The sequence below is a fragment of the Microbacterium sp. NPDC089987 genome, from assembly GCF_044748505.1.
Taxonomy (GTDB): domain Bacteria; phylum Actinomycetota; class Actinomycetes; order Actinomycetales; family Microbacteriaceae; genus Microbacterium.
The window spans coordinates 108,090-132,157 of sequence record NZ_JBIVGE010000001.1 but is presented as its reverse complement, the minus strand read 5'-3'; the positions used below and the strand labels follow the sequence as shown (position 1 = coordinate 132,157).

Sequence of the window (24,068 nt, the reverse complement as noted above, 5' to 3'; positions counted from 1 at the left end):
CACCGAGCTTAGGGCGTGTCCCCATGATCGACGCCGCCGCGGCGGGAGGACAGGAGTTCGGTGAAGAGCGCGTCCAGAGCAGGGTCGACACGCTGCAGCTCGGGATGCGCGTCATGCCAGTCGATGATCTCGCGCGCGGTGTGGTGGAGGGCGGCGGTCGGGTTGAAGTCCGGTACGAGCCGGCGGATCTTGGTGTTGTCGAAGACGACGGAGTGCGCCATGTCACCGGTGAGCTGGCCCGCCCGCTCCGGAGCGAGCCGCTCGATCTCGGCGCTCGGCGCATATCGCAGGCGGGCTTCCGCTCCGGCGGCCCGCCCGAGGATCGAGTAGATCTCGTTCCAGGTGTAGACGAAATCGCTCGTGATCTGGAAGGTGTCCCCGTAGGCGAGCGGATTGCCGAGGAGCCCGACGAATCCGACCGCGAAGTCGCTCGCGTGGGTGAGGGTCCACAGCGATGTGCCGTCGCCGTGGACGACGATCTCCTCGCCGCGGCGGATCCGATCGATCGCGGTCCACCCGCCGAACGCCGGGATCGTCCACTTGTCATAGGTGTGCGAGGGGCGCAGCACCGTCACCGGGAAGTCACGGCCGCGATACGCCCTGGTCAGCAGCTCCTCGCACGCGATCTTGTCGCGCGAGTACTGCCAGTGCGGATTGCGCAGCGGGGTCGACTCCGTGATCGGCAGGTGCGCCACCGGCTTCTGATAGGCGGATGCCGAGCTGATGAAGACGTACTGCCCGGTGCGCCCCTCGAAGCGGTCGATGTCACGCTGCACCTGATCAGGAGTGAAGGCGATCATGTCGGCGACCACGTCGAACTCGCGACCGCGAAGCGCAGCGTCGACCGCGGCGGCATCGGAGATGTCGGCCGTGAGCACTTCGACGCCTTCCGCCGGGGCTCGGTGCGACTGCCCGCGGTTCAGCAGCGTCACCTCCATGCCGCGCCGGGCGGCGAGTTCGCTCGCCGCCGAGGAGATGATTCCCGTTCCGCCGATGAACAGCACCTTCAACGCAGTCATGCGGTGCACTCTACCGAGGAGCGAGGCCGGGGCGGCGAAGAAGAAGCGCGTGCAGCGGAGACGGAGGGATCTGATCCGTCGCGGCCCCTCCACCCACCACAGCGAAAAATCCGGCTCCCGAGACTTCGTCCCGAGATCCGGATTCTTGGCGGAGACGGAGGGATTTGAACCCTCGGTCCCCTTGCGAGGACTCCACCTTAGCAGGGTGGTGCACTAGGCCTGACTATGCGACGTCTCCAGGCATCCAGTGTCCACCGGATGCGCCTTGCAATCATAACGGGTTCTACGAGTCCCCCACGAATCGAGTCCGTACGGTCAGATCGGGCGGCCCGTCGCGCAGTCGAATCGCAGCTCACGCGCCAGCCCGAGCGCGGAAACCGTGAACCGCGCCGTGACCGTGCCCACGGCGATGTCGGCATCCGCGACGGTGAGTGCCGGGTAGGGCGCCGAGAACAGCAGCCTTCCGCCGGCGGGAATGTCCTGCGGCGCGGTGCTCCCACCCGGATGCTCCAGCACGACGTTCCGTGCCCCCGCATCCGCGGGCACGCGCACCCGCACGTGGAACGCGAGGATGTCCCCTGCGCGTAGCCCCGGCCGCGGAGGCCCGTAGTTGCGCAGCTGCGCCTCACGGGTGCCGAGGATCATGCCACCTGCCGCCCCGTACGCCTGGCCGACCTCCTTCCACGCACTCACGCCGACGCCTCCTGCATCGACGGGGTAGACGTGATGCTCGCCGACGTGCACCCACTCGTCGGGCAGTCCAGGTGTGATCGAGCGCAGGATCACTTCGAGGGTGGGGGCGGACGGCGCCGTGATGCGGGCCGCCTCGGGGTCGATGGGGCCGACATCCTGGATCTGCGACACGCTCACGGCAGTGAAGACGAGCTCGGAGTACCCTTCCCGCTCGTACAGCACGCCGATGCGGCCGCCGGGCAGCACGGCCGCGTTCGAGTACCCCGAGCTGCCCTCGCAGATCCCGTGCTGATGCGGCCAGGTAGCCCCACCGTCGAACGACAGGCTCACCGCCGTGTTGCGGCGCATGTCCGGGTCGAGGTTGGAGGTGACGAGCAGTGCTCCCGGTGCCGACGGGGTAGCTGTCAGGGCGAGCAGTGATCCGTTGTCGCTGGGGTCGGGCAGCCCCGCGATCTGCTCGACCGCGCTCCACGTCGCACCGCCGTCTGTGGAGCGCGATGCCAGTCGGTGCGGCGTGCCGCGCGAGTGCAGCAGCAGCGATCCATCGGGCAGCGCCGCGATCGACGACTCGTTCGTGCCGCCGCCGACGGCGGCTCCCAGCATCCAGGTCTCGCCGTGATCATCGCTGAATGCGGCGGCCGCCGTGATCTCCCCGTCGTCCAGCAGCACCATGGGCTGCACGAGACGGCCGGCGTACTCGCCCTCGTCGAGGCGCACACCGGTGCCGGATGCGGCGAAGATGCCGGTGATGCCGGGCCGCTTGAGCTGAGTGGTGAGGCGCCGGTGCTCCCAGGTGAGGCCGTCGTCGTCTGACACCGATATGTCGACGTGCTGCACCTCATCGACGGGCTCGGTGCCCTCGACGGCTTCGAAGAAGCCGGCCCGCGTGCCGGCCGCGTGGAACATGAATATCCGCTCCGTCGCGGTGTCCACGAGCAGCGACGGGTCGCCGAAACCCTGAAGTCCGGTGCCGGTGCGCACGACCGTCTGCGGCCCCCACGTCGCACCGCCGTCCACGCTGCGCCGCAGCAGCAGGTCTATCGGACTGGGCAGGTCGTCGAGGTTCGGCCGGCCGTCGTAGGCGGCGAGCAGAGTTCCGCGGGTGGTCACGGCGAGCGCGGGGATGCGGTACTGCGCGTAGCCGCCCTCGCCGCGGCGAGCGATCGGGAGGGTGGTCACCAGACGATGCTACCGACTGGCGCCGTCAGCCGACCCGTGCCGCGGGGCAGTCACGAATCAGCGGCGGACGTTTCCGTTGGAGCAGGTCTGCACCGCGGCCGAGTTGCCCTTGATCGAGCTGGGCAGCTGCGCCACATCGTCGGGCACCGGGGCAGCGGTCTCCGTCGTGCCCGCATCGGGTGCGTCGGTGGCAGGTGTCTCGGGCGTCGCGGGCGTCTCGGGCTGCTGCACGACCACACCGTCGTCGGCCGTGTTCTGGTGCGTGATCTGCAGCTGCTTGTTGGCGGCGATCGCCTCCCACAGCGCGGTGGCCGCCTGCTTGTCGGGCACGACCTTGTTGGGGTCGCTGGGGTCTGCTGCGGTCGGGTACTGCACGAAGACGATGTCCTCGAAAGGCACGCTCTTGACGGCCAGTGCGATCTGCACGATCTTCATCGGGTCGGCCAGCGAGGTCGAGGCCTCGAGGTTGTTGAGCCCGGTGTCGGCCAGGCGCAGCATCGTGGGCACGTTGCCGAGCACCTCGCCGCTGATCATCTTGCGCGCGAGGCTCGACATGTACTGCTGCTGGTTGCCGATGCGGCCCAGGTCCGACCCGTCGCCGACGCCGTGGCGGGTGCGCAGGAACTGCAGCGCCTGCATGCCCTGGATCGTGTGCGTGCCCGCCGGCATGTCGAGACCGGTGTACTTGTCCTTGATGGGGTTCGCGAGGCACACGTCGACGCCGCCGATGGCATCCGTGATCTCGATCACACCACCGAAGGTGACCTTCGCCGCGAACTCGATGTCTTCGCCCGTGAGCTTCGAGATGGTCTGCGCGACGCAGTTCAATCCGCCGCCATCGCCGCCGTGCTCGTACGCGACGTTCAGCGGCTGCTTGCTCATGGCGGAGTTCGTGCGCCCTTCTGCGTCGGTGCAGGCGGGGATGGGCAGCATCAGGTCTCGTGGGAAGCTCACGGCCGTGACGCGGCGCGGCTCAGCCGACACGTGCACGAGCAGGTTCACGTCGTTGAGCGTTCCGCCGGCGTCCTTGCCGGTGCAGCGTTCGCCGAACAGGTATGCGTACTTCTCCTCGCAGGTGTCGACGCCGGCGAGGAGGATGTCGAAGCCACCCGGATACGCGCCGATGTCCGGCGGAAGCTCCTTGGTGTCCTCGAGCTCGACCGCGTTGGCGGCCACGGTCGTGGTGAAGCTGTTGAGCACGTACCCGGCGACGCCCACGCCGCTCACGAGCACCACGGCGAGCACGACGCCGACGATCTTGAGCAGCTGTCCCACGGCACTGGGCGAACGCAGCTGACCATGGCGCGCCACGGGCTGGCGCCGTTTGACGGACGTGCTCACTCGGTGGCCTTTCAACAGGAAGCGGAGGGTGTGGGATTCGAACCCACGGGACATTGCTGCCCACTGGTTTTCAAGACCAGGTCCATCGGCCGCTCGGACAACCCTCCCGACGCCGGTTTGCACCGGTCGGTCAGTCGTCGAGTCTATCGGTTTCGGGGAAGCCGATCAGGACGACTCATTCTCACGCGTCCGCCTGGGGATCTTCTGGGCGGAGGCCAGAGAAGGGTGCGGTCAGAGAAGGGTGCGCAGAGCGGATGCCAGACCGCCGTCCTCCACGGCCTGGGTGAGCTCGCCGGCGGCATCCTGCACTTCGTCGACCGCCTGCCCCATGGCCACCGCCCGCCCGCCGCCGGCGAGTGCCCAGGCGAACATGCCCAGATCGTTGCGACCGTCGCCCGCCACGAGCACGTTCTCGCGCGGCACGGCGAGCTGCACCCGCACGCGCTCCAGTGCGGTCCCCTTGTCGACGCCCTTCGGGGCGATGTCGAGCCATGCCGTCCAGCCGACCGCGTACGAGACCTCGTTCAGGCCGACCTCGGCGACGATGCGCTGGAAGTCGGCCTCGTCGTGCTCGGGTGAGACGACGACGATGCGGGAGACCGGCTGCTGCATGAGCTCATCGAACTCGACCTGACGGCCGGCATCGATGGTCCAGTCGTCGAGCACCTCGGTGTAGAGCCGCTCACCGGAGCCGAGCTCGACCATGTACCGCGCCTCGGGAAGGGTCTCGCGCAGCAGCGTGAGCACGGGAGCGGGGTCGAAGACCTCGACGCGCCAGCGCTCCCACTCCTCACCTGCGCGACGCATCACGACCGCACCGTTCGAGCAGACCACATACTCGGCGGTCAGGCCCAGCTCGTCGACATATCGCTTGGTGCCGCCCCAGCTGCGTCCGGTCGCGATCATGACCTCGTAGCCGGCGTTGCGCACCTCGGCGACAGCCTCCGCGACACCGGGACTGAGAGTCTCATCCTGCAGCAGGATGGTGCCGTCGACGTCGAGCCCGACCAGGCCCCGCGAGCTCACTCGGTACCCTGCGTGACGGTCGGTTCGGACCAGCCGAGGGGGCGCAGCACGTCGATGCCGCCGAGATAGGGCCGAAGCACCTCCGGCACGGTGACCGAGCCGTCGGCTTGCTGGTGCGTCTCGAGGATCGCGACGATCCAGCGGGTGGTGGCCAGGGTGCCGTTCAGGGTCGCCACCGCCCGCGTCTTCGCAGCAGCCGCGTCATCGGAAGCCGGGCGGTACCGGATGTCGAGGCGGCGCGCCTGGTACGTCGTGCAGTTCGACGTCGAGGTGAGCTCGCGGAACGTGCCCTGCGTGGGCACCCACGCCTCGATGTCGAACTTGCGGGCGGCGCTCGAACCGAGGTCGCCGGCAGCCACGTCGATCACGCGGTACGCGAGACCGAGAGCGGTGAGCATCTCCTCCTGCAGCGCGACGAGGCGTTCGTGCTCGGCCTCGGCGTCTTCGGGAGTCGTGTAGACGAACATCTCGAGCTTGTTGAACTGGTGCACCCGGATGATCCCGCGGGTGTCCTTGCCATATGAGCCGGCCTCGCTGCGATAGCAGGTCGACCAGCCGGCGTACCGGTGAGCGCCCTCGCCGAGGTCGAGGATCTCGTCCTTGTGGTAGCCCGCGAGCGGAACCTCGCTGGTGCCGACGAGGAACAGGTCCTCCTTGTCGAGGTGGTAGACCTCGTCGGCGTGCTCGCCGAGGAATCCGGTGCCCTGCATGATCTCCGGCCGGACGAGGGTCGGCACGATCATCGGGGTGAAGCCGTTCGCGAGCGCCTTGTCGAGCGCGAGGTTCATCAGCGCGATCTCGAGGCGGGCGCCGATGCCCTTGAGGAAGTAGAAGCGCGAGCCCGACACCTTCACGCCGCGCTCCATGTCGATGGCGCCGAGCATCTCGCCGAGCTCGAGGTGATCGCGAGGCTCGAAGTCGTAGGCGGGCACGTCGCCGACGCGGCGCAGCTCGACGAAGTCCTCCTCGCCGCCGGCGGGCACGCCGTCGATGATGACGTTCTCGATGCGCTCGAGCGCTGTGGCGGCGGCATCCGCAGCTTCATTCGCCGCCTGCTGGGCAGCCTTGACGCGATCGGCGAGCTCCTTGGCCTGCGCGACCAGCGCGGCCTTCTCGTCCTTGGGCGCCTTGGCGACCGTCTTGCCGAAGGCGTTCTGCTCGGCACGCAGCGTCTCGAACGCATTCAGCGCATCCCGGCGCGATCGGTCGGCCTCGATCGCCGCGTCGACGGTTTCGGGCGCGTTTCCGCGCGCGATCTGTGAGCGTCGGACGAGCTCCGGCTCGTCGCGGAGGAGGGCGAGATCGATCATGGGCCAAGTCTATCGACGGCGTCGGTCGAGCCTGGGCGGCGATGGCATAGGGCGCAGGTCGTAGAGTGGCGGCATGTCGGCATCCGGGAGCGCTCACCCGCACGCGGCTCTCGTCCTCAACCCGGTGAAGGTCGATGTCGAGCGGCTGCGCTCCGGCCTCGTCTCGCTCTCCCGGGCGCACGGGTGGGTGCCCCCGCGCGTCTACGAGACGACCATCGAGGATCCGGGTCAGGGCATCACTCGCGCCGCGATCGAGTCGGGCGCGGCCGCCGTCCTCGCTGCGGGCGGCGACGGCACGATCCGGGCGGTCGCCGAGAGCATGGCCGGCACGGGCATCCCGTTCGCCGTCCTTCCGGGCGGTACCGGCAACCTCTTCGCGCGCAACCTCGGCCTGCCGCTGGTCGACACCGAGAGGGTGATGCAGGCCGTCTTCACGGGGTTCACGTACCCGGTCGACATGGGATGGGCGCGACTGAACCGACCCGACGGCACCATCACCGAGCACGGCTTCGTCGTGCTCGCGGGCATGGGGCTGGACGCCGACATGATCGCCAACACGCGACCCGACCTGAAGCGCTCGGTCGGCTGGGTGGCGTACCTCGACGGCGCAGCCCGCTCCCTGCCGGGCGCGAAGCCGTTCCGCGTCGTCTATCAGATCGACGACGGACGACTGCACTCCGCGAAGGTGCACAGCATGCTGTTCGCGAACTGCGGCGCCCTGCCGGCGGGTATCGCGCTGCTTCCGGATGCCTCACTCGACGACGGCGCGATGGACATCGCCCTCATCCAGGCGACCGGCCCGCTGGGCTGGCTCGGCATCTGGCGCAAGGTGTGGTGGGACAACTCGGTGCTGCGACGCACGCGCGCCGGGCGGCGTGTACTCGAACGCCGTGGCAGGGATGCGTCGATCCGCTACCTGCGTGGAGCGGCGGCCGAAGCGGCGATGATCGGACCGACCTCGATCGAGCTCGATGGTGACGAGCTGGGCGTCGCGGTGCGGATGGTGTGTCGTGTGCAGCGCGGCGGTCTCACGATCGTGCTGCCCGAGGGGCACGACACGTCCGGCTTTTGAGCGCGGCGGTAGCGGTCAGCCGACGGCGACCTTCCCGTCGAGCCCGCCGCCGACCAGCGTCAGCTCATACGGCCCAGCTGCATGTCCACCGGGAACGGCGAGGGGCGTCAGGCGGGGAGCCATGTCCATCGTGCAGGGGCGATCGATGTCCTGAAGGGTGACGGTCGCACCGCCGTCCGTCGCCTGGACGTCGTTCACGATCGGCGGGCACGAGCTCGACCCCCAGGTCAGCAGCACGATGCCGTCGTCATCGAACCAGCTCGCCGACGGTCGGTACTCGGTCTGCCCCTGCGGGGCCTCGGCGAGCGCCTCGAGGTCGGACGTGTCGGTGCGCTGTCCGTGCACGATCTCGACCTCGACGTCCGCGGTGACATCGACGCCCTCCGGCACGGGCACCATGAGCGCCCGCGGTGCGAGGTCGTCGGTGCATGCCTTCTCGCTGCTCGCGGCGAGGGTCACGCTGATGCTCTGCCCGTCCCCCTCGACATCTCCCAACGTGGGGACGCAGGACGACGAGCCCCAGGTCAGCACGGCGATCGCTCGACCGCCATCGAGCCACGCCACCTCCACCTCGCTCACTCCATCGGCGATCGGCGGGGTCGAGAGCCCGCTCGGCGTGCGGGAGCTCGTCGGCGCGTCCGAGCCGGGGGCGCTCGCGCACGCCGTGGCGAGCAGGGCGACGCCGGCGAGCGTCGCGACGGCGGAGGATGCGCGAAGGAGTCTCATGTCTTGATGGTGTCACGGCAGCGACGATCGTCCCAATGCGAGCGGCGCCCGCCGGCGCTCACTGCAGCGCGGAGGTCAGACGCGCGAGGTTGTCGAGCACTGTCGAGCGAAGCGGCTGCTGCATCCACTCCTCCAGCGTCAGCTCCCGGCTGAGCGCGCGGTAGTCGTCCTCGACGACGCGCATCTCGTCGACGAACTCCTCACCGCGCACGAGCATCGACACCTCCATGTTCAGACCGAACGAGCGCATGTCCATGTTGCTCGAGCCGATCACGGCGACCTGATCGTCGATGGTCAGGCTCTTGGTGTGCAGAATGTACGGCTTCGGGTACATCCAGATGCGGACGCCGGCGCGCAGCAGCGCCTCGTAGTAGCTGCGCTGCGCGTGGTAGACCATCGCCTGATCGCCCTGCTCGGAGACGAACAGCTCGACCTGCACTCCACGGTCCACGGCCGAGGTGACGGCCGCGAGAAGCGCCTCATCAGGCACGAAGTAGGGGCTGACGATCATGACCCGGTCCTGCGCGGCGTACAGCAGGCCGAGGAACAGACGCAGGTTGTTCTCGACCTCGAAGCCCGGGCCAGACGGCACGATCTGGCAGTCCAGATCACCGCGTCCGGTCTCGATGCGCGTGATGTCGATGCCCTCCGGCACGCTGTCGGTCTCGGCGTAGAAATCGCTGAGGAACACGGCGTTGAGGCTCGCGACGACCGGCCCGTCGACGCGCACCATCAGGTCGACCCAGTGCAGCCCCAGACGGATGTTCTTGGGCAGGTTGTACGACGAGTCCGTGATGTTCTGCGAACCGAGGAAGCCGACGGTGCCGTCGATCACGAGCAGCTTGCGGTGGTTGCGCAGGTCCGGTCGCTGGATGCGGCCGCGCAGCGGCTGCACGGGCAGCATGAGATGCCAGTCGGCCCCCATCCTCTCGAGCCGTCGGATGGTCTCGCGATACTTCGGCTTCCAGCGGTTCGCCCAGTAGTCCAGCAGCACCCGCACCGGCACGCCGCGGGCCGCGGTCTCTTCCATGGCGCGGAAGAAGTTGTCGGTCGAGGAGTCCGACTGCAGGATGTAGAACTCGACGTGCACATAGTCCTGCGCGCCGCGGATGGCTTCCGCCATCGTGTCGAGTGACGTCTGATAGTCGCTGATCAGGTGCGCGCTGTTGTCGCCCGAGAGGGGCAGCGCGCCCATCGACTGGCTCATGGTGACCAGCGGCGGGAACCACTCCGGCGGATCCGGACGCAGCGTGCCGAGACGCAGATTGCTTGCCGTCTCGGCGATGTAGTGGTTGATCCGCTCCTGCTTGCGCCTGCGCAGACGGGGCAGTCTCGGGTTCCCTATCAGGAGGAAGAGCAGGATGCCGAGGACGGGGATGAAGAAGATCGCCAGCAGCCACGCCATCGCCGCGGTGGGGCGGCGGTTGCGAGGGACGACGATGACCGCGAAGACACGCACGCTGAGGTCGATGACGACATAGCCGAGCACCGCCCACCAGGGCCAGGTGTTCACGTCGAGCACAGAGCCTCCCCTGCCGATAGCCTCGGCTCAGCGTAGCCGGTGCCTCAGACGCGCGGCGGCAGACCGCGAGCAGCGCGCTCTTCGGCCTCGATCTGGGCGTGCACCTTGCGCTCCGTGCGATCGAAACGCAGGATGCCGCGGAGCACGATCACGAAGACGACGCTCACGGCGACGGTCGGCAGAAGTGACCACGCCGCAGCAACCCAGAAGCTCTCCACGCTCCCATCGTACCGCTCGCGTCTGTGAGGCGGCCGCCTCTCCCCATGTGCGGCATTCTCCCTGCACCGCTCGCTCCTCGTGCCCGTCTGTGCACCGCCGCAGGGGAAGGCGGGCGAGGCGCCGCTCGCGCGGTGGGCGGCGTCGCGCACACTCCCCTTCATGACCACGATCATCCACGCCACAGACCCCGCCGAGTTCCTCGGGCTCGTGCCGGCGCTCGCCGGCTTCACGCCGAGGCAGAGCATCGTCATGCTGCCCTTTCACGGCACACGCACGCAGGGGGCGATGCGCATCGACCTGCCCGCCTCCGACATCGACCCCGACCGCTTCGCCGACGTGGCGCTGCGCGCGCTGCTGCAGGTGCCCGACACCGACGCGGTCGCCGTCGTCGTCTACACGGACGACGCGCCGGCGCGGGTGCCCGACGGCCTGCTGCTGCCGCACCTGTCCATCGCGGAGGCGCTCGTCGACGTGTGCAGCCACGCCGGGCTGCGGGTGGTCGAAGCGCTGTGCGTCACCCCGCACGGCTGGGGCGACTACCTCGACGACACCCCGCTGGTCCGTCCGCTCGCGGACATCCCCTCCGCTCCCGCGGTGCCGGGCATCGGCGACGTCAGCGGCGATCAGCTCGCCGGCGCCGAGCTGCCGCGCAGCGACCTCGTCGAGCGCGAGAGCGTGGGTCGGGCCCTGCGCGACCTCGGAGAGGCGATCGAGCACCAGACCCACGGCAGGGGGATCGGCGCTGAGAACCCCATCGCGATCGCGGCCGCCGAGGTGATGCTCGACGACCTGCCGCATTTCGTCGAGCACCTCCTCGACGCCCCGCTCGACGACGATCCCTTCGCGTGCGCAGCGCTGCTGTGGTGCCTGAGCCGCCCGCCGCTGCGGGACGCGATCCTCGTGCAGTGGGCCACCGACCTCGAATTCGGATATCGCGCGTTCGACGCTCAGCTCGCCTTCTCGAGCGATCGCACGACGGTGCCGGATGCCATCGGCGAGGTGTTCATGGGCCGTGGCCCGCGACCGGATCTCGACCGGCTCGGATGCGCGCTGCAGGTCGTTCGCTCCGCCGCCGCGCGTGCGCCACGGCACGCCAAAGCCGGCGCGCTCACCGCCGCGGCATGGCTGGCCTGGGCGATGGGTCGCTCGTCGCACGCCGGAACCTACGTCGACGAGGCGCTGCGTCTGGAGCCCGGCCACAGCATGGCCTCACTCATCTCGAGCATCCTCGCAGCCGCGATGCTGCCGCAGTGGTCGCTGCGCAGGCCGTGACCGCCCTTCGGTCAGGGGATGCAGGCACCGACCGGCACGGGCGCCGCGGCGGCACCGAGCTGCTCGACGACGGGCAGCAGCTCGTCGTTCGTCATCGCATATCCGACGTTCGGCACAGCGGCATCCTTCGCGAACACCATGCCCGCCACCTGCCCGCCGGCAGTGAGAAGCGGGCCGCCCGAGTTGCCCGGTTCGACCTGGGCCCGCAGTGCGTAGACGCTGCGCGGCGTCGTGCTCTCGCCGTAGATGTCGCGCACGGGGGCGCTCGACGACGAGACGACTCCAGCGGTCGTCACGCGGAACGGGCCGCCGAACGGGTACCCCATGACGGCGCCGCTCTCGCCCGGAGCGAGCGCCTCGGCCAGGCCCAGCGGCTCAGCCTGCACATCGGCGGCGATCACGGCGATGTCGTCGATCGGATCGAAGTACACCACCGTGGCATCGCGCGCCGGTTCGCCCGGCACCTCCACGATCGGGGCGCGGACGCCCGCCACGACGTGCGCGTTCGTGATGATGCGGTCCTCGGCGATGACGAACCCGGTTCCCGTCGAGATCACCCCGCAGCCGTCCGCCGAACCAGACACCTTGACGACCGAGCCGGCCGCGCGCTCGAGCTCGGGAGTGGCGAGCTCGATCGGCGTCGCCTCGGGAGCCGCGTCCAGCTGCCCGGGCTGCAGCAGCCCTTCGAGCGTGGGAAGCACCGTCTCACCGAACGCGAACGCGTTGAGCCGAGCGGCCGCCTCGGCGAGGGGCGGTGGGATGTACCGCTCGACCGTGCGCAGCACGCTCGACGAGGCGACGGTCGCCGACAGCACGGGAACACCCGCAGAGGCGATCGCCGAGCCGACCATCGTGATCGCGAGCGCTGCAGCGACCAGGGCGGTGAGCCCGCCCAGCATCCGCTCCACGAGGCGGAGCTTCAACCGGTCCGCACCGCGACGCACGACGCGGCCGATCGCCGAGCCGACGGCGGCGCCCACGGCGAGCAGCGCCACGGCCGTGATCACGAGCAGCAGCCCCTTCGGCCCGCTCTCGGGCACGGCGCGCGCCACGAGCGGCAGCACCCAGGGTGCGGCGAGCGCGCCGAGCACCAGACCGCACACCGAGCCGAGCACGGCGAACAGGCCCGCTCCGAGCCCCGTCGCGACCGACGCGATCAGCAGCACGGCGATCAACAGGTCGACGACGTTCGGCGTCATGCGCGGGCTCCGCTCACTTCACGAGCGGAAAGAGGATCGTCTCGCGGATGCCGAGGCCGGTGATGGCCATCAGCAGACGATCGATGCCCATGCCCATGCCGCCGGACGGCGGCATGCCGTGCTCGAGGGCACGCAGGAACTCCTCATCCACGCGCATCGCCTCGAGGTCGCCGCCCGCGGCGAGCTTCGCCTGCTCGATGAAGCGCTCACGCTGGATGACCGGGTCGACCAGCTCGGAGTACCCGGTGGCGAGCTCGAAGCCGCGCACGTACAGATCCCACTTCTCGACCACGCCGGCGATGGAGCGGTGCTCGCGCACGAGAGGCGAGGTGTCGACGGGGAAGTCCATCACGAAGGTGGGGCGCACGAGATCGACCTTGACGAAGTGCTCCCAGAGCTCTTCGATCAGCTTGCCGTGCGTGGGGTGCGGGGGGATGTCGACGCCGTTCGCCTCGGCGAACGCGATGAGATCGGCCAGGTCGTCCTGCGGGGTGAACTCGCGCCCCGCGGCGGCCGACAGCGAGCCGTACATCGAGATGCGATCCCACTCGCCGCCCAGGTCGTACTCGGTGCCGTCGGCCCAGGTGACCGTGGTGGAGCCGGCGACGGCGACCGCGGCGTTCTGGATGAGCTCCTGGGTGAGGTCGGCGATGCCGTTGTAGTCGCTGTACGCCTGGTACGCCTCGAGCATCGCGAACTCGGGGCTGTGCGTCGAGTCGGCGCCCTCGTTGCGGAAGTTGCGGTTGATCTCGTACACCCGCTCGATGCCGCCGACGACCGCGCGCTTGAGGTACAGCTCGGGGGCGATGCGCAGGTACAGCTCGGTGTCGAACGCGTTCGAGTGGGTGATGAACGGACGCGCCGAGGCGCCGCCGTGCTGCACCTGCAGCATGGGGGTCTCGACCTCGAGGAACTCGTGCGAGGTGAAGGTCGCGCGCAGGCTGGCGTTGACTGCGGCGCGGGCGCGCACGGTGATGCGGGCCTGATCGCGAACGATGAGATCGAGGAAGCGGCTGCGCACGCGGCCTTCCTCGCTGAGCTCGGAGTACGCATTCGGCAGCGGCAGGATCGCCTTCGACGCGATCTGCCAGTCATCGGCCATGATCGACAGCTCCCCGCGCCGGCTGGAGATGACCTCGCCGCGCACGAAGACGTGGTCGCCGAGGTCGACGAGCGCCTTCCAGTCGGCCAGCGACTCCTCCCCCACGTTCGCCAGCGACACCATGGCCTGGATGCGCGAGCCGTCACCGGCCTGCAGCGTCGCGAAGCAGAGCTTGCCGGTGTTGCGACTGAACACCACGCGGCCGGCGACACCGGCGATGACCCCGGTCGCCGTGTCGGGCTCGAGCTCACCGTATTCGGCGCGCAGCGATGGGATGCTGTGCGTGACCGGCACGGACACCGGGAACGCGCCGCCACCGGCATCCATCCGCTTCTCGATCAGCCGCTCGCGCTTCGCGAGGCGAACCGCCTTCTGCTCGAACGCTTCGGCAAGCTCAGCGCGGCGGACGTCGTCTTCGAGCTCGGCGGATGCGGGGGTCGGCGCGGGCGCGTCAGTCATGGGTGGGGCTCCTTGGAAAGTCCCCTCGAGTCTACCGGCGCGCGCCGCGCGGCCCCGAGCTGCGTCGGCTCCCGAGGTAGCCTCTCGGCATGCGTGCTCAGCGAATCTCCGCCCTGCTCGACGCGCCGAGGGCCGCCGTCGCCCTCGCGCTCGCCGTCGGGCTGCTCGTCGCGCTGCTGCCCGTCGCCCCGGCCGCCGCCGACGTGGACGACTTCTCGTACTCGTCCTGGTCGGCGGAGTACGACGTCTCGCTCGACGCCGAGGGAAGAGCGACCGCGCAGGTGACCGAGACGCTGGTCGCCGAGTTCCCTCAGCACGATCAGAACAAGGGCATCATCCGCGGCTACCCGCAGCGGTACCTGGGCGCGGGGCTCGACATCGACATCGTCTCGGTGACGGATGCCGAGGGGCGCGACGTGCCCTTCGAGGTCGAGACCGAGGACGACATGGTGCTCGTGCTGACCGGCACCGACGACTACGTGCACGGCTCGATGACATACGTGATCCGCTCGACCATGCGCGACTTCATGGTGCACGGCACGGAGTCGGGCAACGACGAGTTCTACTGGAACCTGCTGCCGTTGAACAGCACGCAGGCGATCGAGCGCTTCGATGCGGAGATCCGCTTGGCCCCCGCACTCGCTGCCGCAGCCGTCGGCGACACCGCCTGCTACGCGGGCCATCAGGGCGAGCGACGCGCCTGCGAGATCGAGAAGTCAGCCGACGGCTCGACCTTCCGGGTGCGCTCCGGTGCCCGCGAGGCGGGCGACGGGGTCACGGTGGCCATCGGATTCGCGAAGGGGACGGTGACCCAGCCGGCCGCACGCCAACCCGATCCTGTGGCGGACTTCGCGCCGGTCGTCGCCGGCGGGGTGACACTGGTCACGGCCGCTGGCGTCTGGGTCGCGATCGCCCGCATGCGGCGTCGACGCCGCACCGCGACGGGCATCGTCATCGCCCAGTTCGATGTGCCCGCTGCCCTGCCTCCGCTTGTGGCCGCTCCGCTCATCGCGGGTGCTCCGAACCCCGCTCCGGCGCAGATGGTGCACCTGGCGGTGCAGGGCGCGCTGCGCCTCGAGGACGAGGGCGAGGCCGAGGGCCGTCCGGCGCTGCGGCTGCTCGACAGAACGCGTTCCGGGCATCCGCTCGATACTGCGATGCTGAATGCCCTGTTCACCGGCGACACGACCCTGCGGCGCATCCCCCGCACAAGTACGAAGTTCGCCAAGCGCATGCGGAAGCTGGTCGAGAAGGGCGCCGCCGAGGCGAGGAGCCGAGGCTGGGTCACCTCGGAGCGCAGCCGCGCGGCGACGGCCCTCGGCTGGTCATCGCTCGGGATGCTGGCGGCGACCCTCGCTCTGCTCATCTGGACTGCCACGAAGGACCGCGACCTGCTGCCGCTGTCGATCATCGCCTTCGTCCTCACCGCCGTCGGCGTCGGCGTCTCTGCGATCGGGGCGTTCAGCCGGCATACGGTGCTCACTGCAGAGGGCGCCGAGCGGGCCGAGTACCTGCTCGGAGTGCGGGAGTTCATCCGCGTCGCCGAGACCGATCGGCTGCGCATGCTGCAGTCGGTCGCAGGCGCGGAACGGCGCGCCGACGGCTCGATCGACGTCATCCACCTGTACGAGAAGCTGCTGCCCTACGCGATGCTCTTCCGTGAGGAGCGCAGCTGGACGAGCGTGCTCGAGACCACGTACGCCGACAGCGGGCGGAGCCCCGACTGGGTCAGCACGTACGTCGGCGTCTCTCTTGCATCGCGGCTGTCGAGCTACTCGAGCTCGATGAGCACCGCGGCCACCTACACGCCCGCGTCGAGTTCGTCGGGCGGGTCGACCGGTGGCGGATTCTCGGGTGGCGGCGGGGGCGGCGGGTTCTCGGGCGGCCGCTGACGCGTTCCGCCCGACACCGGTCAGTGCTCGCCGGGTGGGCTGAGCGGATCGGATGCCGCGCGCAGCGCCTGCTCGACGGTCGAGCCGACCAGGGCTGACAGGTACCCGCCGGGGTTGTCGATCCCGACCCCACGGAGCAGACCCGTCGCCTGCTGCACGATCGAGCGGGAGAACCCAGATGCCGTGGCGATCGCCTCGGCGTACATCGGCCGGTCCTTCTCGGCGATGACGACCGGTTCGCAGCCCATCTCCACCGCAAGCGCCTGCGCGATCGGCAGGACGGCCGCCGGTGCGGTGACGGCGGCGAATGCCGCCTGCAGCTGGCGCAGGTCGATCGTGGTGCCCGTGAACGAGATGGCCGGATGCACGGCGAGCGGTATCGCCCCGCGCTCGGCGGCCGGGCGCAGCACCTCGGTGCCGTACGCGGGGTCGGTGTGCAGCACCAGCTGGCCCATCTGCCAGCCGCCGAGCTCGGCCAGGCCGCTGACGAATCCGGGCAGCTCGTCATGGGGCACGGCCACGATGACCAGCTCGCTGCGGCGGGTCACCTCCAGAGCGTCCAGCACGGGCACGCCCGGGAGCACCGCAGCCGCGCGGTCGTCGTCGGAGCCCGAGGTGATGCCGGTGATCGCGTGACCGGCGCCGGCGAGCGCAGCGCCGATGATCGGTCCGACGCGGCCGGCGCCGATGATCCCGATACCCAGTCGTCCGTCGCGCGTCATGGCCGCGCCCATCCAGGCGGCTGCGCCGCGTCGCCGTCGACCTGCACGGCCTCGAACTGCGCCGCCTCGTCGCCCGGCCGTGCGGGTCCGGCATCGGCCGACAGCGCGACGGACGGCTGCTCCGCCCAGCGGTGCGAGCGGTCGCTCGATGCGGCGAGTGCGGCTGCCCGACTGACGCCCTCGACCAGCGCGATCGCGTCATCGCGCTCGACACCCGACATCGTGCCTGTGACGGGACCGGCGACCGAATGGATCTGGCCGTGCGATACCCGCTGTAGCCGGTCGATCGGCCCCTGCGAGATCGACACGCTCTGCAGTCGCGCGAGGGGGAACACCGCGAGACGCCGCCACAGGAATCCGCGGCGCACCAGCACGGCCTGCTCGGTGAGGCGGTATCCGTGCCGCTTCCACGACAGAGGTCGGCGCCACGCGGCCCGCGCCGGTATCGTCCGGAACGGGTCGTCGGCGACGGGACCGATCACGCCGTTCTCCCACATCGCCGCGATCTCGGCGGGGCTGATGCCGGGCAGCACGAGCGCGAGCACCCGCTCGACATCGGCGCGGCGGCCGACGGGAAGCACGATGTTGAACTGCTGCGCGTTGCCGGAGCTCTGCTGGACGGCGCTCTTTCCCGTCATCCGGTTGATCTTCACCATCCACCAGCCGAAGGGCCGCCACAGCAGCGACTGCGACACCTCGACCGCGAAGATGCGGCCGGGAGGCAGCGTCTCGGTGATCGTCGTGAGCAGCCCGAATGTGATCCGCACCCCGTCGGGCGTGGGCGCGATCGAGTAGCGCAGCGATTTCGAGATCTGAGCCCAGGTGATGCCGACCACGGCGATGGCGAGCGGGATGCCGATGCCGAGGCTGAGCGCGATGGTCGCGAGCGCGATGTCGGCAGGCTTCTCGCCGTCTGCGGTCATGCCGAGGAACATGGCCACGACGGAGAAGACGTAGATGGCGCCGAAGAAGAGCACCCACAGCACGGCCGAGATGAGCTGCGAGCCGATCAACCGGCCGGTGGGGATCTTGACGACGCTCTCTGGCGCGACGTCTGCCAGATCGACGCCCTCGATCAGTCCGGACACCCCCGCATTCATCGATCCGATGATCGCCTCACGGGCCGTCTGCGCGGACGTGGCTCCGGATGCCACGAGGCGGGCGCTGCGGGCGCCGGCGGCCAGTCGCAGGATGTCGGCGCGCACCTCTTCCGCCTTCGCCGTCGAGAGGTACTCGAGGGGCACGTTCGCGTCATTGCCGGCGCCGACGACCTCGAGCTTGGCGAGTCCGATCAGGCGCGCGGGGAAGGGACGGGTGAGGTTCACCCCCTGGACGCGGTCGAGCGGGGCGCGTCGGTGCGAGCGGAAGAGCAGCCCCTTGCGCACCTCGACGTGATCGCCGGTGATGCGGAACTGCTGGAAGCGCCAGAGGAACCAGAAGACGGCGATGAGCAGCACCACCAGCCCGAGCACGGCGAGCAGTGCGAGAAGCACCAGGTCGTTCTCGAGAACCCAGTCGACGGGGTCGCCGCCGTTCGGGCTGAAGCCGGAGTCGGGCGCGAAGAGCCGGACGACCCAGTCGATCATCTTGTCGCGCATGTTCGTGATGACGATGCCCGCCACGACCAGCAGCGCGAGGCCGCCCTTGAACAGGGGCGTGAGCGGATGCATCCGGTGCCACTCGCCGTCGGCGAGTGACGACGAGCCGCCCTGCGGCAGCGCGTCGGCCGGCGCAGCGGCGGGACGCTCGGGGGTGCTCACAGTCCGGTCCGTCTGGTCTCAGCCACCTCGATGAGCGTGTCGCGCAGCGCCTCGGCGGCGGCCTGCGTGAGCCCGGGGATCTGCACCCCCGTGGCGGCCGCTGCGGTGACCATCTTCAGCTGCGAGAGCCCGAAGACGCGGTCGAGCGGACCCTGCGTGATGTCGACCAGCTGCATGCGCCCGTACGGCACCGCCACCATCCGCTGCCACAGGATGCCCCGGCGGAAGACGATGTCGTCGGCGCGCAGCATGTACCCGAGTGCCCTGGCCTGCCGAGGCAGGATCGCGAGAGTGACCACGTCGATCGCGACGAGAGCCCCGGCGGGGATCCAGACCCACGTCATCTCGAGCACGGTGGCCGCGACGGCAGCCGCGATCGCGACGAGCAGGATGAGGATCGCGTTCTGCACGAACTGCGATGTCACGTAGCGCGGTGAGATCTGGTGCCACGCCCCGTCGAGGGCGAGGGCGCCGCTGCCACGCGGGGTGCGGATGCTCGAGTATGTTCCCTCGTCGAGCACGTCGGCCGCCGCAGGAGCCGGGGTGAACACGTTCGGTTCACGAGGCGGGTTCGTCTGGCTGTCGCTCATCAGGATCCTTCGGCAGAGTGCAGAACTGTTCCGCGATGAGGGCCACCCCGACCAGCAGCGCTGCGCAGATGATGAGGGCGATCATCGCCACCACCGACCCTACCGGCGCGGGCACGGGACGGGTGGAGAGGAAGAGCAGCAGCCCGGCGCCGAAGCCGACCATGATCGCGCCGAGCAGGCTCGACGCTCGTGCGAGGGTGGCGGCGCGCAGCGCGCGGAACGGGTCGATGCGCTGACCGCCGCGGGTGCTGCGCCGCACCGGCCACGCGAGCAGCAGCACAGCGACCGCGATGAGCACGAGCAGCACCGGGAGGAACCCGGAGGGCGTGAAGGTAGCGCCTCCGGTGACCGTCAGCATGTGGTCGAAGGCGAAGCCGGCGCCCGCGGCCAGCAGCGCGAGCACGAGCAGCGTCGATGCGGACGTGCGCTTCATCGATCGTCCGATGAGCGCAGTCGGTGCACCAGCTCGTCGACGCGGCCCGCTCCGGGCAGCACCGCGTAGGGGTCGATGCTGAGCCAGGGCTCCAGCACGAAGAGACGCTCGCCGGCCCGTGGGTGCGGCACCTGCAGATGCTCGGCGTCACTGCGGAAGTCGCCGTACGCGATGAGATCGAGGTCGAGTGTGCGGTCGCCCCAGCGCTCGGCCCGCACCCGGCCCTGCTCCTCCTCCACTGCGTGCAGCATGCCCAGCAGCACCTGCGGTGCGAGGCGGGTCGTCATCAGCGCGACGGCGTTGAGGTACGGCGGCGCGTTCGGGTCGGGCCCGTCGGGCTTCACCGCCACCGTCTCGATCGCCTCCGACATCACGAGGTCGTCGACCAGGGGCAGCCGGCGCAGCCGCTCAGCCGCGGCGCGCAGCATCTCACCGCGGTCGCCCTCGTTCGATCCGAGCGCGATCACCGCGACCTGAGGCGCGCGGCCCGGCCGCGGATCAGGCAGGCCCGAGAGGTGGGTGAGACGCCGATCCATCACTGCCGCCCCCGGCGGATCGTCACCGACACGTCGGCGAAGGTCTGCTCGATCGGCGCGTGCGGCTTGTGCACGGTGACCTCGACGTTCCTCACTCGCGCGTCTTCGAGCGCGGCATCCGCGATGCGCTGCGCGAGGGTCTCGATGAGGTTCACCGGCTCACCCGCGACGATCGCCGCGACTCTGTCGGCGAGCTCGCCGTAGTGCACGGTGTCTACCACGTCGTCGGAGGATGCCGCTGCCGCGAGCGACAGCTGCAGCGTGAGGTCGATCCTGAACTCCTGGCCCTGACGGCGCTCGAAGTCGAAGACGCCGTGGTAGCCGAACACGGTCAGACCCGTCAGCGTGATCTCGTCGAGCTGGCTCATCTCAGACTCCATCCCATGCGCTTGCGACGGCGAGGGCGTCGCGGGTCGCATCGACATCATGCACTCGCACGGCCCATGCGCCCGCCCGCGCGGCGAGCGCGCTCGTGACCGACGTCGCGAGATCGCGGCGTGCCTGACCGGGATCCCCGTCGAGCGTGTCGACGAGGAAGCGCTTGCGGGACGTGCCGACGAGCACGCGGTGCCCCAGGCCGATGATCTCGTCCAGGCCGCGCAGCACCTCCCAGTTCTGCTCCCCCGACTTCGCGAAGCCGATGCCGGGGTCGAGGATGACGCGCGAGGGCGCGATGCCCGCGGCGGCCGCCGCCGTGACTCGCTCGCGCAGCTCGGATGCGACCTCCCGGGCGATCCGCACGTACTGCGCGTGGGCGTACATATCGGATGACGGTCCGCGCCAATGGCCGATCGCGATGTCGGCATCCAGATCGGCGACGGTCGCCAGCATGCGCTCGTCGGCGAGCCCGCCGGAGACGTCGTTCACGATGCGCGCTCCGGCGCGCACGGCCGCTGCCGCGGTGTCGGCGTTGAGGGTGTCGATCGACGTCGGGATGCCGTCGGCGGTGAGCGCCTCGATAACCGGAAGCACTCGGCGCTGCTCCTCGATGCTGCCGATCCGCTCGGCGCCGGGCCGGGTGGACTCGCCGCCCACGTCGACGATGCTGGCGCCCTGCGCGCGCATCGTTCGAGCGCGTGCGAGAGCGATGTCGAGCTCGACGTAGCGGCCGCCGTCGCTGAACGAGTCGGGTGTGATGTTCAGGATGCCCCAGATGCCCGTCATCCGTGACCACCGCCCTGGGTCCCTGAGGCTGCCGAAGGGCCGCCGATCAGGGCGATGAGCTCGGCGCGGGCCGCGGGATCGGTGAACGCGCCGCGTGCGGCGATGGTCACCGTGGTCGCGAGCGGCTGCCGTCCGCCCCGCATCGTGACGCAACCGTGCGACGCGTCGAGCACGACGAGCACGCCGCGGGTGTCGAGGTTCTCGGCGATGGCATCCGCGATCTGCTCGCCGAGGCGCTCCTGCACCTGCGGGCGGCTCGCGAGGGTCTCCACGACCTTCACCAGCGCACCGAGGCCGACCACCTGCTCGCCCGGCAGGTACGCGAGGTGCGCGACGCCGGCGAAGGGCAGCAGGTGATGCTCGCACACCGAGCGGAAGCGGATGTCGCGCAGCAGCACGGCACCGGAGGGAACAGTGTCGGGTGCAGGACCCCGCGAGACGCTGATGGTGCGCGCGAGGTGCACGGCTGGGTCCTCACCGACGCCCGCGAAGAACTCGGCGTACAGCTCGGCCATGCGACTCGGCGTCTGCGTGAGCCCGGGCCGATCCGGATTCTCGCCGATCGCCTCGAGCAGTTCGCGGGTGAGCCGCTCGACGCGCGCCCTGTCGACGCTCACGTCACGCCGTCGCCGGTCGGGCCTGCCCGCCGGTCGCGGGTGAGCTCGCCGTGCGAGCAGTACCGGTCGGCTGTGCGGTCTGGGCGGCCACACCCTCCTCGACCCGACGGGGCATCGCGATGGGAGGCAGCGTCGACACCGGGCGCTCCTCGCTCGAGAGCCACTGCGGACGCTCGGGGAGCTTGCGCACCTCGGTGAAGATCTCGGCGATCTGGTTGTGGTCGAGGGTCTCCTCCTCGAGCAGCGCCAGGGCGAGACGATCGAGGATGTCGCGGTTCTCGCTGATCACCTTGTAAGCCTCGTTGTGCGCCTGTTCGATCAGCGCGCGCACCTCGGCGTCGACGCGCTCGGCGATCGTCTCGGAATACTCACGTCCGCGCCCCATGTCACGACCGGCGAAGGGCTCGCCGCCTTCGGAGCCGAGCTTGACCGGACCGAGCTGCATGGTCATGCCGTACTCGATGACCATCTTGCGGGCGATGCTGGTCGCCTTCTCGATGTCGTTCGAGGCGCCGGTGGTCGGGTCGTGGAAGACGAGTTCCTCGGCCACGCGACCGCCCATGGCGTAGGTCAGCTGATCCTGCAGCTCGTTGCGGGTGACGGAGTACTTGTCGTCGAGGGGCATCACCATCGTGTAGCCGAGCGCCTTGCCGCGCGGCAGGATGGTGATCTTCGTGACCGGGTCGGTGTAGTTCATCGCCGCCGCAGCGAGGGCATGGCCGCCCTCGTGGTAGGCGGTGATGAGCTTCTCCTTGTCCTTCATGACGCGGGTGCGGCGCTGCGGTCCGGCGATCACCCGGTCGATGGCCTCGTCGAGCGCGCGGTTGTCGATCAGCTGCGCGTTCGATCGCGCGGTGAGCAGCGCGGCTTCGTTGAGGACGTTGGCCAGATCGGCACCCGTGAAGCCCGGCGTCTTGCGGGCGACGACCTCGAGGTCGACCGACTGCGCGAGCGGCTTGCCCTTGGCGTGCACCTCGAGGATCTGCTGGCGGCCCTTCATGTCGGGCGCGTCGACGCCGATCTGACGGTCGAAGCGACCGGGGCGCAGCAGCGCGGGGTCGAGGATGTCGGGCCGGTTCGTCGCCGCGATGACGATGACGTTCGCGTTCGGGTCGAAGCCGTCCATCTCGACGAGCATCTGGTTCAGAGTCTGCTCGCGCTCGTCGTTTCCGCCGCCCATGCCTGCACCGCGGTGACGGCCGACGGCGTCGATCTCGTCGATGAAGATGATGGCAGGAGCGTTCTCCTTCGCCTGGGTGAACAGGTCGCGGACGCGGGATGCTCCGACCCCGACGAACATCTCGACGAAGTCCGAACCGGAGATGGAGTAGAACGGGGCGCCCGCCTCGCCCGCCACCGCGCGAGCGAGCAGCGTCTTGCCTGTTCCGGGAGGGCCGTACAGCAGCACGCCCTTCGGGATGCGCGCGCCGATGGCCTGGAACTTCGCGGGGTCCTGCAGGAACTCCTTGATCTCGTGCAGCTCCTCGATGGCCTCGTCCGCCCCGGCGACGTCGCCGAAGGTGACGGTCGGGGTCTCCTTGTTGACGAGCTTGGCCTTCGACTTGCCGAACTGCATCACCTTGCTGCCGCCGCCCTGCATCGACGAGAGCAGCCACCAGAACAGCAGACCCAGCAGCACGAGCGGCAGCAGCAGCGAGATGAAGCCGTCGAACCAGGTCGCGCGCGGCACGACGTCGTTGGCGTCCTTCGCCTTGATCTCCGCGGCGTCGATCGACTCCACGACCTGATCGGCGCGCGCCTCGACGTAGTAGAACTGCACGTTCTTCGCGCCCTCGAATTCCTTCGAGAGCGTGAGGTCGACCCGCTGATCGCCGTCGGTGTTGACCACCTTGGTCACGGTGTCGCCGTCGAGCAGCTCGAGACCCTGCTGCACGGTCACCTGCTTCGGCGCCGAGAGGTTCGAGATCAGCAGGAAACCGGCGAAGAGCAGCGCGCCGATCAACGCGACGTAGATCAGCGGATTGCGGGAGACCTTCTTGACGTCCATGATGCGTTCAGCGTACCGCTCGGCACTCAGGCGTCCGCTGAACGTTCACCACGGGCGTACCCGCCGCTTGAGCCCATCCTGGGCCCCTGAGCCTGCCGAAGGGCCCCGAGCCGCTCTGGGTCCCTGAGCCGCTCTGGGCCCCTGAGCCTGCCGAAGGGCCCGGAGTCCATCCTGGGGCCCCGAGCCGCTCTGGGTCCCTGAGCCTGC

The 24,068-nt window shown here is 69.8% G+C and carries 22 protein-coding genes and 2 tRNA genes; 3 read left to right on the top strand and 21 right to left on the bottom strand.

Going from position 1 to position 24,068, the window contains the following annotated elements:
* Positions 1-8: 8 nt before the first annotated feature.
* The 7 genes from ACIPV2_RS00665 to serS all read right to left on the bottom strand — a co-directional run bounded on the left by ACIPV2_RS00665 (position 9) and on the right by serS (position 6,568).
* Positions 9-1,019: an SDR family oxidoreductase gene (locus ACIPV2_RS00665; protein ID WP_400837097.1), complete on the bottom strand. Its 1,011-nt coding sequence runs from the start codon at positions 1,017-1,019 to the stop codon at positions 9-11.
* 146 nt (positions 1,020-1,165) lie between these two features.
* Positions 1,166-1,257: transfer RNA gene (locus tag ACIPV2_RS00660), tRNA-Ser, on the bottom strand.
* Positions 1,258-1,334: 77 nt separating this feature from the next.
* Positions 1,335-2,891 carry an exo-alpha-sialidase gene (locus tag ACIPV2_RS00655; RefSeq protein ID WP_400837094.1) on the bottom strand — a complete coding sequence of 519 codons (1,557 nt, stop codon included), beginning with the start codon at positions 2,889-2,891 and terminating at the stop codon, positions 1,335-1,337.
* A gap of 57 nt (positions 2,892-2,948) precedes the next feature.
* Entirely contained in the window at positions 2,949-4,232 is a 1,284-nt protein-coding gene (locus tag ACIPV2_RS00650; RefSeq protein ID WP_400837092.1) for an LCP family protein, read from the bottom strand.
* Between the two features lie 22 nt (positions 4,233-4,254).
* Positions 4,255-4,339 (bottom strand) — tRNA-Ser (locus ACIPV2_RS00645).
* Between the two features lie 124 nt (positions 4,340-4,463).
* Positions 4,464-5,258, bottom strand: coding sequence for an HAD-IIB family hydrolase (locus tag ACIPV2_RS00640; protein WP_400837089.1), 795 nt, complete (start codon positions 5,256-5,258; stop codon positions 4,464-4,466).
* Complete coding sequence (serS, locus tag ACIPV2_RS00635; RefSeq protein ID WP_400837086.1) at positions 5,255-6,568, bottom strand: serine--tRNA ligase; 1,314 nt, start codon at positions 6,566-6,568, stop codon at positions 5,255-5,257. Before serS ends, ACIPV2_RS00640 begins: the two co-directional genes overlap by 4 nt.
* Positions 6,569-6,641: 73 nt before the next feature.
* On the opposite strand from serS, the gene ACIPV2_RS00630 reads away from it, so the two are divergent.
* Entirely contained in the window at positions 6,642-7,640 is a 999-nt protein-coding gene (locus ACIPV2_RS00630; RefSeq protein WP_400837083.1) for a diacylglycerol/lipid kinase family protein, read from the top strand.
* A 15-nt stretch (positions 7,641-7,655) separates the two neighbouring features.
* Here the strand turns inward: ACIPV2_RS00630 and ACIPV2_RS00625 are convergent, their stop codons facing one another.
* Genes ACIPV2_RS00625 through ACIPV2_RS00615 form a run of 3 tightly spaced genes read right to left on the bottom strand, consistent with a single transcriptional unit; the run spans position 7,656 to position 10,106 of the window.
* Positions 7,656-8,366, bottom strand: coding sequence for a hypothetical protein (locus ACIPV2_RS00625; protein WP_400837081.1), 711 nt, complete (start codon positions 8,364-8,366; stop codon positions 7,656-7,658).
* Between the two features lie 58 nt (positions 8,367-8,424).
* The gene (gene cls / locus ACIPV2_RS00620) at positions 8,425-9,888 is read right to left on the bottom strand and encodes a cardiolipin synthase (protein ID WP_400837078.1); all 1,464 of its coding nucleotides are present in this window, start codon (positions 9,886-9,888) and stop codon (positions 8,425-8,427) included.
* Positions 9,889-9,932: 44 nt separating this feature from the next.
* Positions 9,933-10,106, bottom strand: coding sequence for a hypothetical protein (locus ACIPV2_RS00615; protein WP_400837076.1), 174 nt, complete (start codon positions 10,104-10,106; stop codon positions 9,933-9,935).
* A gap of 160 nt (positions 10,107-10,266) precedes the next feature.
* On the opposite strand from ACIPV2_RS00615, the gene ACIPV2_RS00610 reads away from it, so the two are divergent.
* Positions 10,267-11,379 (top strand): DUF4192 family protein, encoded by a 1,113-nt coding sequence (locus ACIPV2_RS00610; protein ID WP_400837073.1) that lies wholly within the window; start codon positions 10,267-10,269, stop codon positions 11,377-11,379.
* A gap of 11 nt (positions 11,380-11,390) precedes the next feature.
* Here ACIPV2_RS00610 and ACIPV2_RS00605 read toward each other — a convergent pair whose 3' ends face one another.
* Both ACIPV2_RS00605 and lysS read right to left on the bottom strand, forming a co-directional pair.
* Positions 11,391-12,578 (bottom strand): MarP family serine protease, encoded by a 1,188-nt coding sequence (locus ACIPV2_RS00605; RefSeq protein WP_400837070.1) that lies wholly within the window; start codon positions 12,576-12,578, stop codon positions 11,391-11,393.
* A 13-nt stretch (positions 12,579-12,591) separates the two neighbouring features.
* Positions 12,592-14,139, bottom strand: coding sequence for a lysine--tRNA ligase (gene lysS, locus ACIPV2_RS00600; RefSeq protein WP_400837067.1), 1,548 nt, complete (start codon positions 14,137-14,139; stop codon positions 12,592-12,594).
* Between the two features lie 89 nt (positions 14,140-14,228).
* Between lysS and ACIPV2_RS00595 the strand changes: the two genes are divergently transcribed.
* A complete protein-coding gene (locus ACIPV2_RS00595) occupies positions 14,229-16,031 on the top strand; it encodes a DUF2207 family protein (RefSeq protein ID WP_400837065.1) in 1,803 nt (600 codons plus the stop codon).
* A 20-nt stretch (positions 16,032-16,051) separates the two neighbouring features.
* Here ACIPV2_RS00595 and ACIPV2_RS00590 read toward each other — a convergent pair whose 3' ends face one another.
* Genes ACIPV2_RS00590 through ftsH form a run of 9 tightly spaced genes read right to left on the bottom strand, consistent with a single transcriptional unit; the run spans position 16,052 to position 23,861 of the window.
* A complete protein-coding gene (locus ACIPV2_RS00590) occupies positions 16,052-16,753 on the bottom strand; it encodes a DUF2520 domain-containing protein (RefSeq protein WP_400837062.1) in 702 nt (233 codons plus the stop codon).
* The gene (locus tag ACIPV2_RS00585) at positions 16,750-18,513 is read right to left on the bottom strand and encodes a PH domain-containing protein (RefSeq protein WP_400837059.1); all 1,764 of its coding nucleotides are present in this window, start codon (positions 18,511-18,513) and stop codon (positions 16,750-16,752) included. The genes ACIPV2_RS00590 and ACIPV2_RS00585 overlap by 4 nt, the downstream gene beginning before the upstream one ends.
* The gene (locus tag ACIPV2_RS00580; RefSeq protein ID WP_400837057.1) at positions 18,510-19,103 is read right to left on the bottom strand and encodes a PH domain-containing protein; all 594 of its coding nucleotides are present in this window, start codon (positions 19,101-19,103) and stop codon (positions 18,510-18,512) included. The genes ACIPV2_RS00585 and ACIPV2_RS00580 overlap by 4 nt, the downstream gene beginning before the upstream one ends.
* Entirely contained in the window at positions 19,072-19,536 is a 465-nt protein-coding gene (locus ACIPV2_RS00575; protein ID WP_400837054.1) for a DUF3180 domain-containing protein, read from the bottom strand. Before ACIPV2_RS00575 ends, ACIPV2_RS00580 begins: the two co-directional genes overlap by 32 nt.
* Positions 19,533-20,072, bottom strand: coding sequence for a 2-amino-4-hydroxy-6-hydroxymethyldihydropteridine diphosphokinase (gene folK / locus ACIPV2_RS00570; RefSeq protein WP_400837051.1), 540 nt, complete (start codon positions 20,070-20,072; stop codon positions 19,533-19,535). The genes ACIPV2_RS00575 and folK overlap by 4 nt, the downstream gene beginning before the upstream one ends.
* The gene (folB, locus tag ACIPV2_RS00565) at positions 20,072-20,440 is read right to left on the bottom strand and encodes a dihydroneopterin aldolase (protein WP_400837048.1); all 369 of its coding nucleotides are present in this window, start codon (positions 20,438-20,440) and stop codon (positions 20,072-20,074) included. Before folB ends, folK begins: the two co-directional genes overlap by 1 nt.
* A 1-nt stretch (position 20,441) precedes the next feature.
* Positions 20,442-21,236, bottom strand: a complete 795-nt coding sequence (gene folP / locus ACIPV2_RS00560) for a dihydropteroate synthase (RefSeq protein WP_400837045.1) — start codon at positions 21,234-21,236, stop codon at positions 20,442-20,444.
* Complete coding sequence (folE, locus tag ACIPV2_RS00555; protein ID WP_400837042.1) at positions 21,233-21,853, bottom strand: GTP cyclohydrolase I; 621 nt, start codon at positions 21,851-21,853, stop codon at positions 21,233-21,235. The genes folP and folE overlap by 4 nt, the downstream gene beginning before the upstream one ends.
* 1 nt (position 21,854) lies before the next feature.
* Positions 21,855-23,861, bottom strand: a complete 2,007-nt coding sequence (ftsH, locus tag ACIPV2_RS00550) for an ATP-dependent zinc metalloprotease FtsH (RefSeq protein WP_400837039.1) — start codon at positions 23,859-23,861, stop codon at positions 21,855-21,857.
* Positions 23,862-24,068 lie beyond the last annotated feature (207 nt).

Excerpts from the sequence above, each read along its gene's own strand:
- ACIPV2_RS00665 (WP_400837097.1), bottom strand. The coding sequence starts at position 1,019 with ATGACTGCGTTGAAGGTGCTGTTCATCGGCGGAACGGGAATCATCTCC.
- serS (WP_400837086.1), bottom strand. The coding sequence starts at position 6,568 with ATGATCGATCTCGCCCTCCTCCGCGACGAGCCGGAGCTCGTCCGACGC.
- ACIPV2_RS00630 (WP_400837083.1), top strand. The coding sequence starts at position 6,642 with ATGTCGGCATCCGGGAGCGCTCACCCGCACGCGGCTCTCGTCCTCAAC.
- ACIPV2_RS00625 (WP_400837081.1), bottom strand. The coding sequence starts at position 8,366 with ATGAGACTCCTTCGCGCATCCTCCGCCGTCGCGACGCTCGCCGGCGTC.
- ACIPV2_RS00610 (WP_400837073.1), top strand. The coding sequence starts at position 10,267 with ATGACCACGATCATCCACGCCACAGACCCCGCCGAGTTCCTCGGGCTC.
- ACIPV2_RS00605 (WP_400837070.1), bottom strand. The coding sequence starts at position 12,578 with ATGACGCCGAACGTCGTCGACCTGTTGATCGCCGTGCTGCTGATCGCG.
- lysS (WP_400837067.1), bottom strand. The coding sequence starts at position 14,139 with ATGACTGACGCGCCCGCGCCGACCCCCGCATCCGCCGAGCTCGAAGAC.
- ACIPV2_RS00595 (WP_400837065.1), top strand. The coding sequence starts at position 14,229 with ATGCGTGCTCAGCGAATCTCCGCCCTGCTCGACGCGCCGAGGGCCGCC.
- ACIPV2_RS00590 (WP_400837062.1), bottom strand. The coding sequence starts at position 16,753 with ATGACGCGCGACGGACGACTGGGTATCGGGATCATCGGCGCCGGCCGC.
- ACIPV2_RS00580 (WP_400837057.1), bottom strand. The coding sequence starts at position 19,103 with ATGAGCGACAGCCAGACGAACCCGCCTCGTGAACCGAACGTGTTCACC.
- ACIPV2_RS00575 (WP_400837054.1), bottom strand. The coding sequence starts at position 19,536 with ATGAAGCGCACGTCCGCATCGACGCTGCTCGTGCTCGCGCTGCTGGCC.
- folK (WP_400837051.1), bottom strand. The coding sequence starts at position 20,072 with ATGGATCGGCGTCTCACCCACCTCTCGGGCCTGCCTGATCCGCGGCCG.
- folB (WP_400837048.1), bottom strand. The coding sequence starts at position 20,440 with ATGAGCCAGCTCGACGAGATCACGCTGACGGGTCTGACCGTGTTCGGC.
- folP (WP_400837045.1), bottom strand. The coding sequence starts at position 21,236 with ATGACGGGCATCTGGGGCATCCTGAACATCACACCCGACTCGTTCAGC.
- ftsH (WP_400837039.1), bottom strand. The coding sequence starts at position 23,861 with ATGGACGTCAAGAAGGTCTCCCGCAATCCGCTGATCTACGTCGCGTTG.